The organism is Brevundimonas sp. (genome assembly GCF_046295775.1).
Taxonomy (GTDB): Bacteria; Pseudomonadota; Alphaproteobacteria; order Caulobacterales; family Caulobacteraceae; genus Brevundimonas.
The window spans coordinates 18,068-32,971 of sequence record NZ_JBKBML010000008.1 but is presented as its reverse complement, the minus strand read 5'-3'; the positions used below and the strand labels follow the sequence as shown (position 1 = coordinate 32,971).

Sequence of the window (14,904 nt, the reverse complement as noted above, 5' to 3'; positions counted from 1 at the left end):
CGGTTTACAGTCCCAAGCCCGGCAGGCGTTCGACAAGCAGCGCCGCGAACAGGGCCATCAGATACAGGATGGAAAAGGCGAACAGGTTGCGCGCCGGTTTGGCCTCGGCGCGCACGTCATACAATGCGGCCTCTCGCCCCACGGCCTCCGCTTTGTCAGGCTGATCGCCGGCGCGCGAACGCCATAAGCGAAACGCCAGCCCCAAGAAGCCCAGACCGCCCAAGACCGAGACGACCAGATAGATCAGCCCGCCCAGGCCGACGAAGGCGGGTGCGATCGCCACGGGCACGAAAATCAGGCTGTAGATCAGGATCTGCAGGCGCGTTGACTTGGCGCCGCGCGCCACCGGCATCATCGGAATGCCGGCCTTGGCGTAGTCACCAGCCGAATACAGCGCCAGCGCCCAGCTGTGAGGCGGCGTCCACAGGAAGATGATGAGGAACAGCAGCCAGGCCTGCCAAGGCGCCTGGCCGGTCGCCGCCGCCCATCCGATCACGGGCGGAAAGGCGCCCGCCGCCCCGCCGATGACGATGTTCTGAGGCGTCCGCCGCTTGAGCAGCAGGGTGTAGAAGGCCGCGTAATAGACGATGGTCAGGGCCAGCAAGCCCCCGGCCAGCCAGTTCGTCGTCATGCCCAGCAGCATGACCGAAAAGACCGACAGGATGATCCCGAACGTCATGGCGTCGCCGCGCGGGATGCGGCCCGCCGCGACCGGGCGGCCGCGCGTGCGGCGCATAAGAGCGTCGGTCTCGCCTTCCAAGGCCATGTTCAGCGCGCCCGCGGCGCCCGCGCCCACAGCGATGCACAGCACCGCCAGCGCAGACGAGATCGGGTCAAGATCTCCGCCGGCGACCACCAGCCCGGTCACGGCCGTGAAGATGACCAGCGACATCACGCGCGGCTTCAGCAGCTGGAAGAAATCTTCCGGCTGGGCGGTCGATACGGTGACGGGGGCGTCGGCCTTCATGCGGAACTCTCTACTCCCTCGCCGGGGCTGCGCGAAGCGTCGCAGGCCGGAAAGCGGAGAGGCCGCCCCTTCTCGCGAAGGAACGGCCCCTGTCGTTTGGCCGAGACCCGGCCTGGCTTAGTGCTCGTCGGCCTTGACCACGGGCAGTTCGTTGAACTGGTGGTGCGGCGGCGGCGAGGACAGCGTCCACTCCAGCGTGGTGGCGCCTTCACCCCAAGGATTGGCCACGCCCGGACGACGGCGGATGGCGGCTTCCAGCAGCATGATCAGGAACACGCCCACGCCCACGATGGTGATGACGTAGCCGACGGTCGAAACGTGGTTCCAGAGCGTATAGGCCTCCGGATAATCGACGTAGCGGCGCGGCATGCCCTGCAGACCCAGGAAGTGCTGCGGGAAGAACACCAGGTTCACGCCCACGAACATGATCCAGAAGTGCGCGGCGCCCAGGAACTCGTTGTACTTCACCCCGAACATCTTCTCGAACCAGTAGTAGAAGCCCGCGAAGATGGCGAACACGGCGCCCAGCGACAGCACGTAGTGGAAGTGCGCCACGACGTAATAGGTGTCGTGCAGGCTGTAGTCGATGCCGGCGTTCGACAGCACCACGCCGGTCACGCCGCCGACAGTGAACAGGAAGATGAAGCCAATCGCCCACAGCATGGGCGTCTTGAAGCTGACCGAACCGCCCCACATGGTGGCGATCCAGCTGAAGATCTTCACCCCCGTCGGCACCGCGATAATCATGGTCGCGGCGATGAAGTAGGCGCGCAGATTGATCGACATGCCGACCGTGTACATGTGGTGCGCCCACACGATGAAGCCGACGAAGCCGATGGCCACCATGGCGTAGGCCATGGCCAGATAACCGAACACCGGCTTCTTGGAGAAGGTCGAGACGATGTGGCTGATGATGCCGAAGCCCGGCAGGATCAGGATGTACACCTCGGGGTGGCCGAAGAACCAGAACAGGTGCTGGAACATCACCGGGTCGCCGCCGCCGGCGGGGTCGAAGAACGACGTGCCGAAGTTGCGGTCGGTCAGCAGCATGGTGATGGCGCCGGCCAGGACCGGCAGCGACAGCAGCAGCAGGAAGGCGGTGATCAGCACCGACCAGGCGAACAGCGGCATCCGGTGCAGAGTCATGCCCGGCGCGCGCATGTTGAAGATGGTGGTGATGAAGTTGATCGCGCCCAGGATCGAGCTGGCGCCCGCCACGTGCAGCGAGAAGATCGCCAGATCCATGGCCGGGCCGGTGTGGCCGGTCGTCGATAGCGGCGGATAGATGGTCCAGCCGCCGCCGAAGCCCTGACCTGGCCCGCCATCCACGAACAGACTCAGGCACAGCAGGATCCACGCCGCCACCAGCAGCCAGAACGAGATGTTGTTCATGCGCGGGAAGGCCATGTCCGGCGCGCCGATCATGATCGGCACGAACCAGTTGCCGAAACCGCCGATCATGGCGGGCATGACCATGAAGAAGATCATGATCAGGGCGTGGGCCGTCACGGTGACGTTGTAGCCGTGCTTGGACGCCTCGACGATGCCGAGGTGCTGGATGATCGAGCCTTCACGGAAGATCTGAATGCCCGGCTCGGCCAGTTCCCAGCGGATCAGGCCCGACAGAGCGCCGCCGACCAGTCCCGCCATGATGGCGAAGATCAGGTACAGGGTGCCGATGTCCTTGTGATTGGTCGACAGGAACCAGCGGGTGAAGAAACCCGGCTTGTGGTCGTGCTCGGCGTGGGCGTCGTGCCCTGGGCCGGACGAGGTGTGGTCGTGGGTCGCGGTGGCCATGGTCTTGGGCTCTTCCGTCTCGTCTTACTGGGCCGCGGGCGCGGCGGGCGCGGTCGCGGGCGCCGCGGCCGGCTGAGCGGTCGGGGTGGTGGCGGTCTGGGCGGTGGGGATCGCAGCGCCCTCTTCGGTGGTCGGGCCCGTCGAGGCCGTGCCGGTGACGGGCGCGCCCGTCGTGCCGGCGGCGACCTGGGCGGCGGTGCCGCCCGGCGCGGCCTCGGCCGAGGCCGGGGTCATGGAGCCGCCCTTGGACGCCACCCAGGCGGCGAACTCGGCCTGGCTGACGACATTGACCTGGATCGGCATGAAGGCGTGATCGACGCCGCACAGTTCCGAGCACTGGCCGTAATAGATGCCGGGACGCTCGGCGCGGAACCAGGTTTCGTTCACTCGGCCGGGGATGGCGTCGATCTTGACGCCGAAGGCCGGCACGGCGACGGCGTGGATCACGTCGGAGGCCGTCACCAGCAGACGGACGGTCTGACCCACCGGCACCACCATCGGCTCATCGGCGGCCAGGCGGAACAACTGCGGCGTGGTCTGGTCGGCCGGCAGCATGTTGGAGATGTACTCCGGCACGCCCTGGTCGGGATACTCATAGGCCCAGTTCCACTGGTTGCCCGTGACCTTAACCGTCAGGTCCGGCTCCGGCATGTTGTGATAGGCGAACAGCAGGCGGAACGAGAACAGGGCGATGAAGACGAGGATCAGGACGGGCACGACCGTCCAGATGATCTCGACCATCGTGTTGTGGCTCCACTTGGCCGGGGTCGGGTTCCGCTTGGCGTTGTAGCGGATCACGATCCAGCCCAGCAGGCCAAGCACCAGCAGGCAGATCACCGTGATGATCGGCAGCAGGATGATATTGTGGAAGAAGTGCGCCTGCTCCTTGAGCGGCGACGCCGCCGGCTGCAGCCCGATACCGTCCGGCGTCGGCTGCCCCATCAAGGGCTGAGCCCAGGCCGGCGTGGCGGCGAAAACAGCCAGGGACAAAGAGGCGACAGCGCCTCCGATCATGCCCCGGGCCCGCGTGCCCATCCCCATTCTCGACGTCCTCATAAAACCGTTTGTCGTTCGCTGTTTGAGAGCCAGTCGCAAACAGGCGCGAAGGCCCGGAAGCCGTCGCGGTTCATGGGCCGGTCCCTATCGGATCGACTTGCGCTTGCCAAGCGATGACCGCGTACCGCGACGCCGGACCGCAATGTTAAAACGTCGTCATGTTATGACAGCTACCTTGCAGCGCACGATACCTTGCGATAGGTAATCGGCATCCAAGGAGGCCACGGGATGCCCGAGACCATCGACATTCAACTGAAGAAAGGGGTGCTGGGCCTCTGCGTTCTGGCCCTGCTCGCCCGAAGCGACAGCTACGCCTACGAAATCGCCAGCCGCCTGTCCGACGCGATCGGCATGGGCGAAGGCACCATCTATCCGCTGATGCGCCGGATGCAGACCGACGGACTGGTCGAGACCTATCTGGTCGAATCATCGGCGGGCCCCTCGCGGAAATACTATCGCCTGACCCCAGCCGGCCGCGCCGCGCTGGGGGGTCAGAGCGCCGAATGGCGGGCCTTCGCCCGCGCGGTGGACGCCCTGGTCGCCGACACCGCACCCATAGCGGCGGGCGCGCCGGTCGAACCCGCCGCCCTCGCCGACCAGACCCAAAGGGGAGACGCCTGATGACCCGCGAAGAATTTCTGTCCCGCCTGAAGCGCGGCCTCGTCGGCCTGCCGATGTCGAGCCAGGCCGAGATCCTGAGCGACTACGAGACCCACTTCGACGACGGCCGGGCCGCCGGCCGCACCGAGGCCGAGGTTTCGGCCGCCCTGGGCGATCCCGACCGCCTGGCGCGCGAGCTGAAGGCGGAGGCCGGCTTCAAGCGCTGGCGCGAGGAGAAGAACCCCTCGGCCGCCGCCGGCGCCGTGATGGCCCTGGTCGGACTTGGCGCGCTGGACATCCTGATCCTGCTGCCCCTGCTGACCGCCGTGGTCAGCGCCATGGCCGGCTTCTATCTGGCGGGCGCGGGCGTCTTCATCGCCGGCGGCGGCATCATGGTCGCCGGGCCCTTCTTCGGACCGCCTGGAGGCCCGCTGTTCGCCATCCTGCTGGGCCTGGGGATGATGGGCGCCGCGATCGCGGGCCTGGCCCTGCTGACCATCTTCGCGGTCTGGCTGGTCAACGGCTTGATCTGGTTCGCCCGCCTGCACTACCGCCTGCTGAAGCCCGCGCTCGCCAACACCGACGGCCCCTCGGCCGACGCTCGTCTCTAAGGGAGGACGTCACATGATCCGCAATCTTCTGATCGTCGCCGGCGCAGGCGTCGTGCTCGCCATCGTCGGTTTCGCCGGAGCCGCCGGCGTCGGCGGCGCCGACATGGCCCGCAACGGCTGGAACTGGACCCTGGTCGGCAGCGACGGCGAGCGTGTCAGTTTCCACCGCGACGGCTCCAACAGCTGGCGCGTGGACGTCAACGAGGAGGGCCAGACCGCCGAGACCATCACGCGCAATCTAGATTGGACCGGCGGCGACCTTCTGGCCGTCGATCTGCCCGCCGACGTGGTGCACATGCAGGGCGCCGAGGCCGGGGTGCTGATCGAAGGCTCCCGCAACCTTGTCGACCGTGTCACCCTTACCGACGGCCGCCTGTCCCTTGCGCAAGGCCCCTCCCAGCGCGGCCGGCTTCGCGTCACCGTCACCGCGCCGTCGGTGAGCCGCTTCGAGGTCAACGGCTCGGGCGACCTCTCCATCCGCGGCTATGACCAGCCGTCGATCAGCGTCAGCGTCAACGGCTCGGGCGATATCGAAGCCGACGGCCGCGCCCAGACTGCCGAGATCGCGGTCTCCGGCTCCGGCGACGTCGACCTGTCGCCCATGACGCTGGAGCAGGCGCGCGCGTCGATCAACGGCTCGGGCGAGGCGCGGCTGGGGCCCACGCAGTCGGCCGAACTGATCGTCTCCGGCTCGGGCGACATCGTCCTGACCCGGGAGCCAGCGCGCACCACCACCGATGTGTCCGGCTCGGGCCGGGTGCGCCGGGACTAGAAGACCATGAGGGGGCGTTCGCGCCCCCTCCCCCGTGACGAACCGGTCGCCAGCCCCTATCTGTCGGTCATGAGCACCACCGCCCTCGATCCCGCCATCCTTGAAACCGCCGGGGTCGACCCCGACGAGGCCCGCGCCATCCTGTCCTTGGCCCTTCAAGGCGCCGACGACGGCGAACTGTTCCTGGAAAGGTCCGAGAGCGAATCGCTGGTGTTCGATGACGGCCGGCTCAAGGCCGCGGCCTATGACGCGACCGAGGGCTTCGGCCTGCGGGTGGTGGCGGGCGAAACCGCCGGCTACGCCCACGCCAATGAAATCTCCGTCGCCGCGCTGGGCCGCGCCGCCGACAGCGCCGCCCTGGCCAAGGCCGGCCACGCCGCCCGCGTCGCCGAAGGCCCGCTGGCCACCAATCAGAAGCTTTACGGCGAGATCGACCCCCTCGCCTCGCCCGCCTTCTCCGACAAGATCGCCCTGCTGGCCGAGATCGACGCCTTCGCCCGCGCCCGCGATCCGCGCGTGGTCCAGGTCTCGGCCTCGCTGGTTGGCGAACGCCGCCATATCGAGATCCTGCGGGCCGACGACCGCGCCGTGCGCGACATTCGGCCCTTGGTGCGGCTGAACGTGTCGGTCACCGTCGAGCAGAACGGCCGGCGCGAGACCGCCTCGTCCGGCGCCGGCGGCCGCGCGGGCTTCGAGGAATTGGTCGCGCCCCAGCGCTGGCAGGCCCAGGTCGACGAGGCCTTGCGTCAGGCCCTGGTCAATCTGGACGCCGTCGACTGCCCCGCCGGGGAGATGGACGTAGTCCTGGGCGCCGGCTGGCCCGGCGTGCTGCTGCACGAAGCGGTCGGCCACGGCTTCGAGGGCGACTTCCACCGCAAGGGCTCGTCGGTGTTCAACGGCATGATGGGCAAGCGCGTCGCCGCGCCCGGCGTGACCGTGGTCGACGACGGCTCGATCGCCGGCCGTCGCGGCTCTCTGTCCGTGGATGACGAAGGTACGCCGACCTCGCGCACCGTGCTGATCGAGGACGGCATCATGGTCGGCCTGATGCACGACCGGTTGTCGGCGCGTCAGCTGAACACCCGCGCCACCGGCAACGGCCGGCGCCAGTCCTTCGCCCACATGCCCATGCCGCGCATGACCAATACCTTCATGGAAGGCGGCAAGGACAGCCAGGCCGACATGATCGCGTCGACCAAGCGCGGCCTCTACGCCGCCAACTTCGGCGGCGGGCAGGTGGACATCACCAACGGCAAGTTCGTGTTCCAGTGCACCGAGGCCTATCTGATCGAGGACGGCCGGATCACCGCCCCGGTGCGCGGCGCCACCCTGATCGGCGACGGCGCCACGGCCCTGACGCGCATCGAGATGATCGGCGACGACTTCGCCTTCGATCCGGGCGTCGGCGTCTGCGGCAAGGCCGGCCAGGGCGTGCCCGTCGGCATCGGCCAGCCCAGCCTCAAGATCGGCGGCCTGACCGTTGGCGGCACCGCCGTCTGATCAGGCCTCGATCAGCCAGGGCCTGACCTTGGCCACCAGCTCCGGCGTCGGACGGCGCGGGCGACCATCCAGGTGGATGCACACGGCGGTCACCTCGGCCCGGCACAGCACCTCGTCGCCGCGCGTGATAGTCTGGCTGATCATCAGCCGGGGGCCCTTCACCGCATCATAGGTGGTGCGCACCACCAGGGCGTCGTCGATGTGCGCCGGCTTGACGAACTGCAACTGCATCTCCGCCACGACGAAGGCCAGCGGCGGCTGGGCGTCCAGAAGCTCGGCGTGCCCCACGCCCGCCATGCGCAGGAAGTCCGACCGACCCCGCTCAAAATAGCGCACGTAGTTGGCGTGGTAGACTAGGCCGGTGAAGTCGGTGTCCTCGTAATAGACGCGCACGGGCAGACGGTGTTCACGGCCTTCGAAGCGGCCCGCTGTCGGCTGGTCGGTCATCGCGTCGGACGTTTCGGAAAGTCGGGGCAAAAGCGGTCTCTCGTATCGGCGAACTCGGCCGGCAGCGGGTCGTCGCCGAACAGGATGCGCTGCGGCCGCGAAACGAACGCGACGGCCCCGCCGCCCGGCGGTCCTGCGTAGCCGCACACAACCCGCCCCTGTCCATCCTGAAGGAAGCGCACCTCCCAGGCCGCGCCGCGCTCGGCGTGGATCTGGCGTTCGGCGCGGGCGCCGGCCGCTTCGGGTCTCGGCTGCCCCCCGCCGGTCACGCGCCACAGGACCACCAGGCCCAGCACGACCACCGCCGCCCCAAGCACCGCAATCAGCCGATCTGTGCGGATGCGCCTCTGCATCGCAACAGAATGTCCCGCTTCGGCCGCCGGGTGAACCCGCGAAATGGTTCAGTCGAATAGGTCGCCCACCGCCGGCGGCGCCTTGGGCGCGGTCAGGCCCAGGTGTTCGTAGGCCCTCGCGCAGGCCATTCGGCCCCTCGGCGTGCGCTGAATGAAGCCCTGCTGCAGCAGATAAGGCTCGATCACGTCCTCGACCGCGTCGCGCGCCTCGGCGATCGCGGCGGCCAGGGTGTCCATGCCGACCGGCCCGCCGCCATAATTCTCGATGAGCGCCTTCAGGAAGCGGCGGTCCAGCGAATCCAGGCCCGCCTCGTCCACCTCCAGCCGGGCCAGAGCCCGCGCGGCGGCCAGATGATCGATCGTTTTGGCTCCGTCGGCGGCGGCGAAGTCGCGCACCCGCCTCAGCAGCCGACCCGCGACACGCGGCGTGCCGCGCGACCGCCGGGCGATCTCCAGAGCCCCGTCCTCGCTGATCGGCGCGCCCATCTTGCGGGCAGCCCCGCGGATCACGGCCGTCAGCTCCTCGGCGGTGTAGAACTCCAGCCTCAGCGGAATGCCGAAGCGGTCCCTCAGCGGCGTAGCCAGCAGTCCGGCCCGTGTCGTCGCCCCGACCAGGGTGAAGGGCGCCAAATCGATACGCACGCTGCGCGCCGACGGCCCCTCGCCGATGATCAGGTCCAGCACATGGTCCTCCATGGCTGGATACAGGATCTCCTCCACCGCCGGGTTCAGGCGGTGGATCTCGTCGATGAACAGGACGTCGCGCGGCTCCAGATTGGTCAGGATCGCCGCCAGGTCGCCCGCCTTGGCCAGGATCGGCCCGGACGTGGCCCGAAAGCCCACGCCCAGTTCTCGCGCCACGATCTGCGCCAGCGTCGTCTTGCCCAGGCCCGGCGGGCCGAACAGCAGCACATGGTCCAGCGCCTCGGCCCGGCCGCGCGCGGCGTCGATGAAGACCTTCAGATTGCCCTTGGCCTGCGACTGGCCGACGAACTCCCCCAGCGTCTGCGGCCGCAAGGCGCGGTCATAGGTTTCCCCAGGGGCCGGCGCCGGCGAGATGATGCGTTCGTCGCTCACCGCCCCAGCTCCTGCAGGGCGGCGCGGATCACGGCGGACAGTTCGGCGTCTTCGCCCAGGCGCATCAGGGCGTGATCAACGCCGCGGCGTGCATTGACCTCGGCGATGCCCAGGCCCAGCAGGGCAGCCACCGCTTCGCCGGTCAGGCTGGGCGCGGGCGGCGCGAGCTCGACATGCATCCCCGGCGCGGACGGCGTGAACGACACGTCACCCAGCGGCTTGCCCTTCAGCTCGGTGACGATGCGCAGCGCCAGTTTCGGGCCGACGCCATTGGCGCGGCCGACCGCCGCCTTGTCCTCGCGCGCCACCGCGCCGGCCAGTTCGACCGGCGGCATCACGTCCAGCACCGACAGCGCCGCCTTGGGCCCCACACCCTGCACGCCCGTCAAGGTGACAAAGGCGCGACGCTCGCCGCGTTCCAGGAAGCCATAGAGCCTCGGCCCGTTCTCGGCCGACCAGGCGCTTTCGACGTGCAGGATGGCCTCGTCGCCCGGCGCCGGCAGGCGGGCCAGGGTGCGCGCGCCGCACATGACGACATAGCCGACCCCGCCGCAGTCGATCAGGCAGTGGCCCTCCTCCACCTCGACCACCGTGCCGCGCAGCCGGCCGATCATGCCGCCGCTCCCGCCATCAGCGCGCGCTTGCGCAGCTGGGCATGGGTGATCGCCACGGCCAGGGCGTCGGCGGCGTCAGCCGTCACATCGCCGGCGGCCGGCAGCAGACGCTTCACCATGAAGGCGATCTGGCTCTTGTCGGCATGGCCGGCCCCGACGACCGCCTTCTTGATCAGATTGGGCGCATACTCCGCTACCGGCAGGCCGCGCCTTGCGGGCGCCAGCATGACCGCCGCGCGGGCATGACCGAGTTTGAGTGTCGAGGACGGGTTCATGTTGACGAACACCTCCTCCACCGCCGCCTCGTCGCAGGCGTGATCGGCGCAGATCATCGACAGCGACTCCATTAGATGCAGCAGCCGTTCGGCGAAGGGTGCCTTGTCGGACGGCGCGACCACCCCGTGCGCGATCCAGCGCAGGCGCGAGCCCTCGCAAGCGATCACGCCCCAGCCGGTGCGGCGCAGGCCGGGGTCCAGGCCCAGGATGCGGATCGTTTCGTTCGCCATCCGTTCCTCATGCCCGACTCGGCGTTTATGAACAACTAACCAAGACCTAGTCGTCGCGCGGCATCACCGAAAAGCCCGCCAGACCCTCGCGGCCCGCCAGCTGCTTCACCAAGCCGTCCACGTTCAGCGGCACCGGCCCGCGCGCTTTGATGTGATGTTCGTGCACCGCCCCGTCCGGGCTCATGACATGGCCGATGCGCAGCGCCTTGAGCCCGTTGTCCGACAGAAGCCGCCGCAGGGTCGTCTCACACGGCGCGTCCGGCCGACTCCACCGCAAGGTGACGTCCAACACGCCCACATGCGGCAGGCGCGCGTCCAGGAAACGCAGGATGGCCAGCACCAGCAGCGTCGCCCCCGCCGCCGTCAGCGCCAGGTCGAGCATGCCCACGCCGAACATCATGCCGATAGCCGACGTGGTCCACAGCGACGCCGCCGTGGTCAGGCCGTGGACCGAGAAGCCCTCGCGGAAGATCACCCCGGCGCAGAGGAAGCCGATGCCGGTCAGTATGCCGTGCGACATACGGGTCGGGTCGATGACCAGGTTCTGGCCCGGCAAGCCGACGAAGCTCCACGTCGCCTGATGCATGGCCGCCAGCATCAGCACGCACGAGGTCATGCACACCAGGATGTGGGTGCGGAACCCCGCCGGATGGCCGTGATAGGTGCGCTCAACCCCGATCAACCCGCCTGCGGTCATCGCCGCCGCCACGGGCCAAGCCAACGCCAAGTCGATCATCATGCCCCTCCCCGCGCCGCCTCTGCGGACGGCCGAACCGAGGATGCTGAACCGCGTCGCGGCGGCCTGCAAGCGGCCTCAGTCGTCGCGCGGATCCAGCACGAAGTCACAGACGCCGCCGATGCCGCACAGGCTGTCGGCCAGGGCTTTCAGCTCCGCCTCGCCATGCACCTTCATGCGCCAGGTCCGGCGGATGACGGCGCCGCCCTCGGCCAGTTCAATCCGATCGTGGCGGACCTCCGAACCGTGCCGGGCCAGAGCGGCCTCGACCTCGGCCTGAGGCGACGGGCCTTCGCGCCGCCAGCTGACCGCCACATCGGTCAGCACCCGTGAGGGCAGCTGGCGATTGACCAGCCGCAGCCCGACCAGGATCAAGGCCGTCACCGCTGTGCCGACGGCCCCGAGCGTGAACAGCCCCGCTCCGAACAGTAGTCCCAGCGCCGAGGTGATCCACAGCGACGCCGCCGTCGTCAGCCCGTGGATCGAGAAACCCGAGCGGAAGATGACGCCGGCGCATAGAAAGCCGATACCCGTCAGCACCCCGTGCGCCATGCGCGTGGGATCGGTGACGATGTTCTCGTCCGGCAGGGCCCGGAACGCCCAGTCGCCCTGCGACATGGCCGCCAACATCAGCAGGGACGAAGCCAGGCAAACCAGAATATGCGTACGAAACCCCGCCGCCCGGCCGCGCCACTCGCGCTCAAAGCCGATCAGCCCCCCGGCGACGACCGAGGCCGCGAGGGCCGACAGGGTGAAGGGCCAGTGCATAAATCAGGTCGAAGCTGTTGTTACAGCACGATCAATCGCCGGCCCGACGAGTCTCGCTCCCGCAGCGGCTACGCCGATGACCAGCGCCCCGGCCACGATCCAGGCGATAAGCTTCACCCTGCGCCACGGCTTGCCAGCCAGCGGAGGGGCGTCGTCGCCAGGCAGGGCGACCCGGACATCAGGATCGGGTTCAGGCTCAGCCATGTTTCTCTATGTAGGCGTCAGGATCCTTGTTGACCGGCTTGACGCCGGTGATGTGCTCGGCCTCGAAGGCGGCGTACTTCACCGCCAGCTCGTGCCGGGTGTCCAGCGAAGCGTTGATGCGGAAGTCGGTCAGACCCTGCCGCTCCTCCTCGCCCATGTGCTTGGAGTTGACCACATTGGCCTCGCCGACCGCGTCCAGCCAGGCCTGGGTGCCGACCTTGTGCTGTTCGACGGCTTTCACCGCGTCGCGCAGCTTGTTGTGATCCTCGATGGCGTCTTCGGTTTCGCCCTCGACCGTGCCGTCCTCGGCGTCGTTGGCGCCCTCGCCCAGCTTCAGCAGCTCAGGGTAAAAGAACCGCTCCTCGGCCTCGGCGTGCGCGTCCAGAAAGGCCGACAGCCGGCCCCAGACCTTGGTCAGGGCGTCTGTGTCCTTGGGATCGATCTGCTCGATGATCGAGAACAGCCGTCGTTGCTCGGCGTGGTCGTCGAGAATCAGCTGGCAGATGTCCATGGAGCGCCCCTTCAGTTTAACGCCACGCTTGAACCCTCGGAGTGTCGACGGGTTCCGGGCGCCGGCTTGTCGTCATGGTCGCATCGGAGCAGACTGAACGATCATCGATCTGCGAAAGAGGCCCAGTCATGCGTGCGTCTCTCTGCGTAACCCTGATCCTGATCGCCGGGTCGGCGTCGCCCGCCGCTGGTCAGGACGTGCGTTCCCGCTTCCTCGAGACCTGCCGGGCCGAAGTGGTCGCGGCCAACCCTCAAGGCGCAGCCTGGGCCGATCAGGAATGCGGCGATCGCTGGACGGCCGCCATGCGGTCCAATCCCGCCGTGGACGCCCTGCTCTCGCTTTTCAGGGAGGGATCAACGTCTCCCCGAACCGCCGCCGAGATCCGCGCGCGCGCGACGCCCGTGAACTGGTCCGGACCGGAGGGCCGCCTCGGCCCGTTCGTCGCCAGCGTGGAAGACTCTGACCTTGCGCTCAATCTGGCGTGGCAGGCGCAGGGCGAGCCGTCGCCGTTCGATGTGCCGTCGGCCTTGCGCGTGCGCGGCGCGCAGTTGACGCGCATCGGCTGCTACGGCTTCGGCTTTGGCGAGCAGACCCACGTCTATCGCGTGGACCTGACGGGCCACGCGCCCTTCGCCCTGACGGTCTATTCGCGCGAAGCCCCGACGGCGTCGGCCTTCTCAAGCTATTCGGTTTCGGCGCGCGCCGACCGGGTCATCCCCACCCTGGCGCAGCTGCAGGCCGATCCAGACGTGGAGTGGCGGCCCGACTGCGGCTGATCAGCCCGCGTACTTCGCCGCGTCCTCGTCGGAGATATCCTCGTTGGAATAGACGGCCGAGACGTCGTCCTCGGCATCCAGCGCGTCCAGCAGCTTGAACAGCGTGCCGACCGCGTCGCCGGTGACCGGCACTTCCGACTGGGGCTTCCAGACGATGGCGGTGGACTTCGGGTCGCCCAGCACCTTGGACATGGCGTCGGCGACCTCGTTCAGATCCTCGAAGGCGGTCCAGATGGTATGTCCGGGCGCGTCCTCGTAGATGTCGGGCTTGACCAGGTCGCTTTCGACGTCCTGGGCGCCGGCCTCGATCGCCGCCTCCATGACGGCGTCCTCGGTCCCGGCCTCGGCGGCGTAGGTGATCTTGCCCACCTTGTCCCACATGAAGGCGACCGAGTTCATCTCGCCCAGCGCCCCGCCGTTCTTCGAGAAGGCCGCCCGGATATTGGAGCCCGCACGGTTGCGGTTGTCGGTCAGGGCCTCGACGATGATGCCCACGCCGCCGGGCCCGCGGCCCTCGTAGCGGATCTCCTCCATCGTATCGACGTCGCCGCCCGACGCCTTGTTGATGGCGCGCTGAATGACGTCCTTGGGCAGGCTTTCCGCCTTGGCGTTGTTCACCGCCAGGCGCAGGCGCGGGTTCAGGGCCGGATCGGGCATGCCGGACTTGGCAGCCACGGTGATGTCGCGCGACAGCTTGGAGAACAGCTTGGAGCGCTGCGCATCGGCGCGCCCCTTGCGGTGCATGATGTTCTTGAACTTGGAATGGCCGGCCATGGGATCGTCTTCAGCAGTCTGAAACTTGTGAGGCGCTCCCTAGCGGATGGGCGGCATCGTGTCACGACGCCGACCGGAACCGCCGCCACGGCGACGGATTACGTCGCCAGGACCACGCGAAGGGAGGCCGCCATGGGCGCCGAAGAAGCTCTGATCGACGACTACGACGACTATGAGGAAGCCGACATTGTCGAATGGTACGAGGCCAAGCCCGTCACCGTTTCAACGGCGGTGGCCACCGGCTCCATCGTCGCCGCCTTCACCTTCGGCGTGCTGACAGCCGTGGGCGCCCTGGCCCTGCTGGGCCACTTCGACGACTGACGAGGTTCTGAAGGCGGCTAGTCCGCCTTCAGGTTCTCCACCACTGCCCGCAGCTTGGCCGGCAGCGGCTTAGGCCTGCGCGTGTCGGCGTCGACATAAACGTGGACGAAATGGCCGATGGCGGCCGGGGCGCTGGCGCTGCGCTTGAAGACGGCGAAGCCATAGGTGACGCTGGACGTCCCGATCCGGTCGACCTTGATGCCGACCTCGATCACGTCTGGGAACTTCAGCGACGAGGTGTAACGGCAGCCCGAATCCACCACCAAGCCGATCGACTCATCCAGAGCCCCCGCGATCAGCAGGTGCGCATTCACCGCCGAATCGACGAACTCGTAGAACTTGGCGTTGTTGATGTGGCCATACTGGTCGTTGTCGGCCCAGCGGGTCGAGACCATGTGAAAGGCCTTGTAGGTGGCCCGCTCGGCCAGAGCGCCCTCGTCTCTTTTAGGCATATCCGCTCCGCTTCCTTTTTGCGCTACCGCGACCCGCACGGCGGGCCGCTGCTTGAGCGCGT

At 68.2% G+C, this 14,904-nt stretch carries 20 protein-coding genes; 6 read left to right on the top strand and 14 right to left on the bottom strand.

Annotation, left to right across the window (positions count from 1 at the left end):
- Window positions 1–4: 4 nt before the first annotated feature.
- The 3 genes from cyoE to coxB all read right to left on the bottom strand — a co-directional run bounded on the left by cyoE (window position 5) and on the right by coxB (window position 3,805).
- Window positions 5–967, bottom strand: coding sequence for a heme o synthase (gene cyoE / locus ACK4I0_RS06895; protein WP_409609317.1), 963 nt, complete (start codon window positions 965–967; stop codon window positions 5–7).
- Window positions 968–1,084: 117 nt separating this feature from the next.
- The gene (gene ctaD, locus ACK4I0_RS06890) at window positions 1,085–2,764 is read right to left on the bottom strand and encodes a cytochrome c oxidase subunit I (RefSeq protein ID WP_409609315.1); all 1,680 of its coding nucleotides are present in this window, start codon (window positions 2,762–2,764) and stop codon (window positions 1,085–1,087) included.
- A gap of 24 nt (window positions 2,765–2,788) precedes the next feature.
- A complete protein-coding gene (coxB, locus tag ACK4I0_RS06885) occupies window positions 2,789–3,805 on the bottom strand; it encodes a cytochrome c oxidase subunit II (RefSeq protein WP_409609313.1) in 1,017 nt (338 codons plus the stop codon).
- 243 nt (window positions 3,806–4,048) lie between these two features.
- Between coxB and ACK4I0_RS06880 the strand changes: the two genes are divergently transcribed.
- The 4 genes from ACK4I0_RS06880 to tldD all read left to right on the top strand — a co-directional run bounded on the left by ACK4I0_RS06880 (window position 4,049) and on the right by tldD (window position 7,303).
- Complete coding sequence (locus ACK4I0_RS06880; RefSeq protein ID WP_409609311.1) at window positions 4,049–4,441, top strand: PadR family transcriptional regulator; 393 nt, start codon at window positions 4,049–4,051, stop codon at window positions 4,439–4,441.
- Window positions 4,441–5,031, top strand: a complete 591-nt coding sequence (locus tag ACK4I0_RS06875) for a DUF1700 domain-containing protein (protein WP_409609309.1) — start codon at window positions 4,441–4,443, stop codon at window positions 5,029–5,031. Before ACK4I0_RS06880 ends, ACK4I0_RS06875 begins: the two co-directional genes overlap by 1 nt.
- 13 nt (window positions 5,032–5,044) lie before the next feature.
- Entirely contained in the window at window positions 5,045–5,803 is a 759-nt protein-coding gene (locus ACK4I0_RS06870; RefSeq protein ID WP_409609307.1) for a GIN domain-containing protein, read from the top strand.
- 69 nt (window positions 5,804–5,872) lie between these two features.
- Window positions 5,873–7,303, top strand: a complete 1,431-nt coding sequence (gene tldD, locus ACK4I0_RS06865) for a metalloprotease TldD (protein ID WP_409609453.1) — start codon at window positions 5,873–5,875, stop codon at window positions 7,301–7,303.
- Here the strand turns inward: tldD and ybgC are convergent, their stop codons facing one another.
- From ybgC to ACK4I0_RS06820, 9 genes are all read right to left on the bottom strand, one after another.
- Window positions 7,304–7,750: a tol-pal system-associated acyl-CoA thioesterase gene (gene ybgC, locus ACK4I0_RS06860; protein ID WP_409609305.1), complete on the bottom strand. Its 447-nt coding sequence runs from the start codon at window positions 7,748–7,750 to the stop codon at window positions 7,304–7,306. It lies immediately after the preceding gene.
- The gene (locus tag ACK4I0_RS06855) at window positions 7,747–8,103 is read right to left on the bottom strand and encodes a hypothetical protein (RefSeq protein ID WP_409609303.1); all 357 of its coding nucleotides are present in this window, start codon (window positions 8,101–8,103) and stop codon (window positions 7,747–7,749) included. The genes ybgC and ACK4I0_RS06855 overlap by 4 nt, the downstream gene beginning before the upstream one ends.
- Window positions 8,104–8,151: 48 nt before the next feature.
- A complete protein-coding gene (gene ruvB / locus ACK4I0_RS06850) occupies window positions 8,152–9,180 on the bottom strand; it encodes a Holliday junction branch migration DNA helicase RuvB (protein ID WP_409609301.1) in 1,029 nt (342 codons plus the stop codon).
- Window positions 9,177–9,794, bottom strand: coding sequence for a Holliday junction branch migration protein RuvA (ruvA, locus tag ACK4I0_RS06845; protein ID WP_409609299.1), 618 nt, complete (start codon window positions 9,792–9,794; stop codon window positions 9,177–9,179). Before ruvA ends, ruvB begins: the two co-directional genes overlap by 4 nt.
- Complete coding sequence (gene ruvC / locus ACK4I0_RS06840; protein ID WP_409609297.1) at window positions 9,791–10,300, bottom strand: crossover junction endodeoxyribonuclease RuvC; 510 nt, start codon at window positions 10,298–10,300, stop codon at window positions 9,791–9,793. Before ruvC ends, ruvA begins: the two co-directional genes overlap by 4 nt.
- A 46-nt stretch (window positions 10,301–10,346) precedes the next feature.
- Window positions 10,347–11,036 carry an MgtC/SapB family protein gene (locus tag ACK4I0_RS06835; protein WP_409609295.1) on the bottom strand — a complete coding sequence of 230 codons (690 nt, stop codon included), beginning with the start codon at window positions 11,034–11,036 and terminating at the stop codon, window positions 10,347–10,349.
- Between the two features lie 78 nt (window positions 11,037–11,114).
- Window positions 11,115–11,804, bottom strand: coding sequence for an MgtC/SapB family protein (locus ACK4I0_RS06830; protein WP_409609293.1), 690 nt, complete (start codon window positions 11,802–11,804; stop codon window positions 11,115–11,117).
- Between the two features lie 3 nt (window positions 11,805–11,807).
- The gene (locus ACK4I0_RS06825) at window positions 11,808–12,008 is read right to left on the bottom strand and encodes a hypothetical protein (RefSeq protein ID WP_409609291.1); all 201 of its coding nucleotides are present in this window, start codon (window positions 12,006–12,008) and stop codon (window positions 11,808–11,810) included.
- Window positions 12,001–12,519, bottom strand: a complete 519-nt coding sequence (locus tag ACK4I0_RS06820) for a hemerythrin domain-containing protein (RefSeq protein ID WP_409609289.1) — start codon at window positions 12,517–12,519, stop codon at window positions 12,001–12,003. Before ACK4I0_RS06820 ends, ACK4I0_RS06825 begins: the two co-directional genes overlap by 8 nt.
- A 128-nt stretch (window positions 12,520–12,647) precedes the next feature.
- Between ACK4I0_RS06820 and ACK4I0_RS06815 the strand changes: the two genes are divergently transcribed.
- Window positions 12,648–13,295, top strand: a complete 648-nt coding sequence (locus tag ACK4I0_RS06815) for a hypothetical protein (RefSeq protein WP_409609287.1) — start codon at window positions 12,648–12,650, stop codon at window positions 13,293–13,295.
- On the opposite strand, the gene ACK4I0_RS06810 is transcribed toward ACK4I0_RS06815, so the two are convergent.
- Window positions 13,296–14,069, bottom strand: coding sequence for a YebC/PmpR family DNA-binding transcriptional regulator (locus tag ACK4I0_RS06810; RefSeq protein ID WP_409609285.1), 774 nt, complete (start codon window positions 14,067–14,069; stop codon window positions 13,296–13,298).
- A gap of 132 nt (window positions 14,070–14,201) precedes the next feature.
- On the opposite strand from ACK4I0_RS06810, the gene ACK4I0_RS06805 reads away from it, so the two are divergent.
- Window positions 14,202–14,390: a hypothetical protein gene (locus tag ACK4I0_RS06805; protein WP_135064657.1), complete on the top strand. Its 189-nt coding sequence runs from the start codon at window positions 14,202–14,204 to the stop codon at window positions 14,388–14,390.
- Between the two features lie 17 nt (window positions 14,391–14,407).
- Here the strand turns inward: ACK4I0_RS06805 and ACK4I0_RS06800 are convergent, their stop codons facing one another.
- Window positions 14,408–14,842 carry an acyl-CoA thioesterase gene (locus ACK4I0_RS06800; protein ID WP_409609283.1) on the bottom strand — a complete coding sequence of 145 codons (435 nt, stop codon included), beginning with the start codon at window positions 14,840–14,842 and terminating at the stop codon, window positions 14,408–14,410.
- Window positions 14,843–14,904 lie beyond the last annotated feature (62 nt).

Bases quoted from the DNA above. Each gene is read 5' to 3' on its own strand.
- ACK4I0_RS06880 (WP_409609311.1), top strand. From the start codon at position 4,049: ATGCCCGAGACCATCGACATTCAACTGAAGAAAGGGGTGCTGGGCCTC.
- ACK4I0_RS06800 (WP_409609283.1), bottom strand. From the start codon at position 14,842: ATGCCTAAAAGAGACGAGGGCGCTCTGGCCGAGCGGGCCACCTACAAG.
- ACK4I0_RS06870 (WP_409609307.1), top strand. From the start codon at position 5,045: ATGATCCGCAATCTTCTGATCGTCGCCGGCGCAGGCGTCGTGCTCGCC.
- cyoE (WP_409609317.1), bottom strand. From the start codon at position 967: ATGAAGGCCGACGCCCCCGTCACCGTATCGACCGCCCAGCCGGAAGAT.
- ACK4I0_RS06815 (WP_409609287.1), top strand. From the start codon at position 12,648: ATGCGTGCGTCTCTCTGCGTAACCCTGATCCTGATCGCCGGGTCGGCG.
- ACK4I0_RS06825 (WP_409609291.1), bottom strand. From the start codon at position 12,008: ATGGCTGAGCCTGAACCCGATCCTGATGTCCGGGTCGCCCTGCCTGGC.
- ctaD (WP_409609315.1), bottom strand. From the start codon at position 2,764: ATGGCCACCGCGACCCACGACCACACCTCGTCCGGCCCAGGGCACGAC.
- ACK4I0_RS06855 (WP_409609303.1), bottom strand. From the start codon at position 8,103: ATGCAGAGGCGCATCCGCACAGATCGGCTGATTGCGGTGCTTGGGGCG.
- ACK4I0_RS06820 (WP_409609289.1), bottom strand. From the start codon at position 12,519: ATGGACATCTGCCAGCTGATTCTCGACGACCACGCCGAGCAACGACGG.
- ACK4I0_RS06810 (WP_409609285.1), bottom strand. From the start codon at position 14,069: ATGGCCGGCCATTCCAAGTTCAAGAACATCATGCACCGCAAGGGGCGC.
- ruvA (WP_409609299.1), bottom strand. From the start codon at position 9,794: ATGATCGGCCGGCTGCGCGGCACGGTGGTCGAGGTGGAGGAGGGCCAC.
- ACK4I0_RS06830 (WP_409609293.1), bottom strand. From the start codon at position 11,804: ATGCACTGGCCCTTCACCCTGTCGGCCCTCGCGGCCTCGGTCGTCGCC.
- ACK4I0_RS06875 (WP_409609309.1), top strand. From the start codon at position 4,441: ATGACCCGCGAAGAATTTCTGTCCCGCCTGAAGCGCGGCCTCGTCGGC.
- ACK4I0_RS06835 (WP_409609295.1), bottom strand. From the start codon at position 11,036: ATGATCGACTTGGCGTTGGCTTGGCCCGTGGCGGCGGCGATGACCGCA.
- ACK4I0_RS06805 (WP_135064657.1), top strand. From the start codon at position 14,202: ATGGGCGCCGAAGAAGCTCTGATCGACGACTACGACGACTATGAGGAA.
- ruvC (WP_409609297.1), bottom strand. From the start codon at position 10,300: ATGGCGAACGAAACGATCCGCATCCTGGGCCTGGACCCCGGCCTGCGC.
- ybgC (WP_409609305.1), bottom strand. From the start codon at position 7,750: ATGACCGACCAGCCGACAGCGGGCCGCTTCGAAGGCCGTGAACACCGT.
- tldD (WP_409609453.1), top strand. From the start codon at position 5,873: ATGAGCACCACCGCCCTCGATCCCGCCATCCTTGAAACCGCCGGGGTC.
- coxB (WP_409609313.1), bottom strand. From the start codon at position 3,805: ATGGGGATGGGCACGCGGGCCCGGGGCATGATCGGAGGCGCTGTCGCC.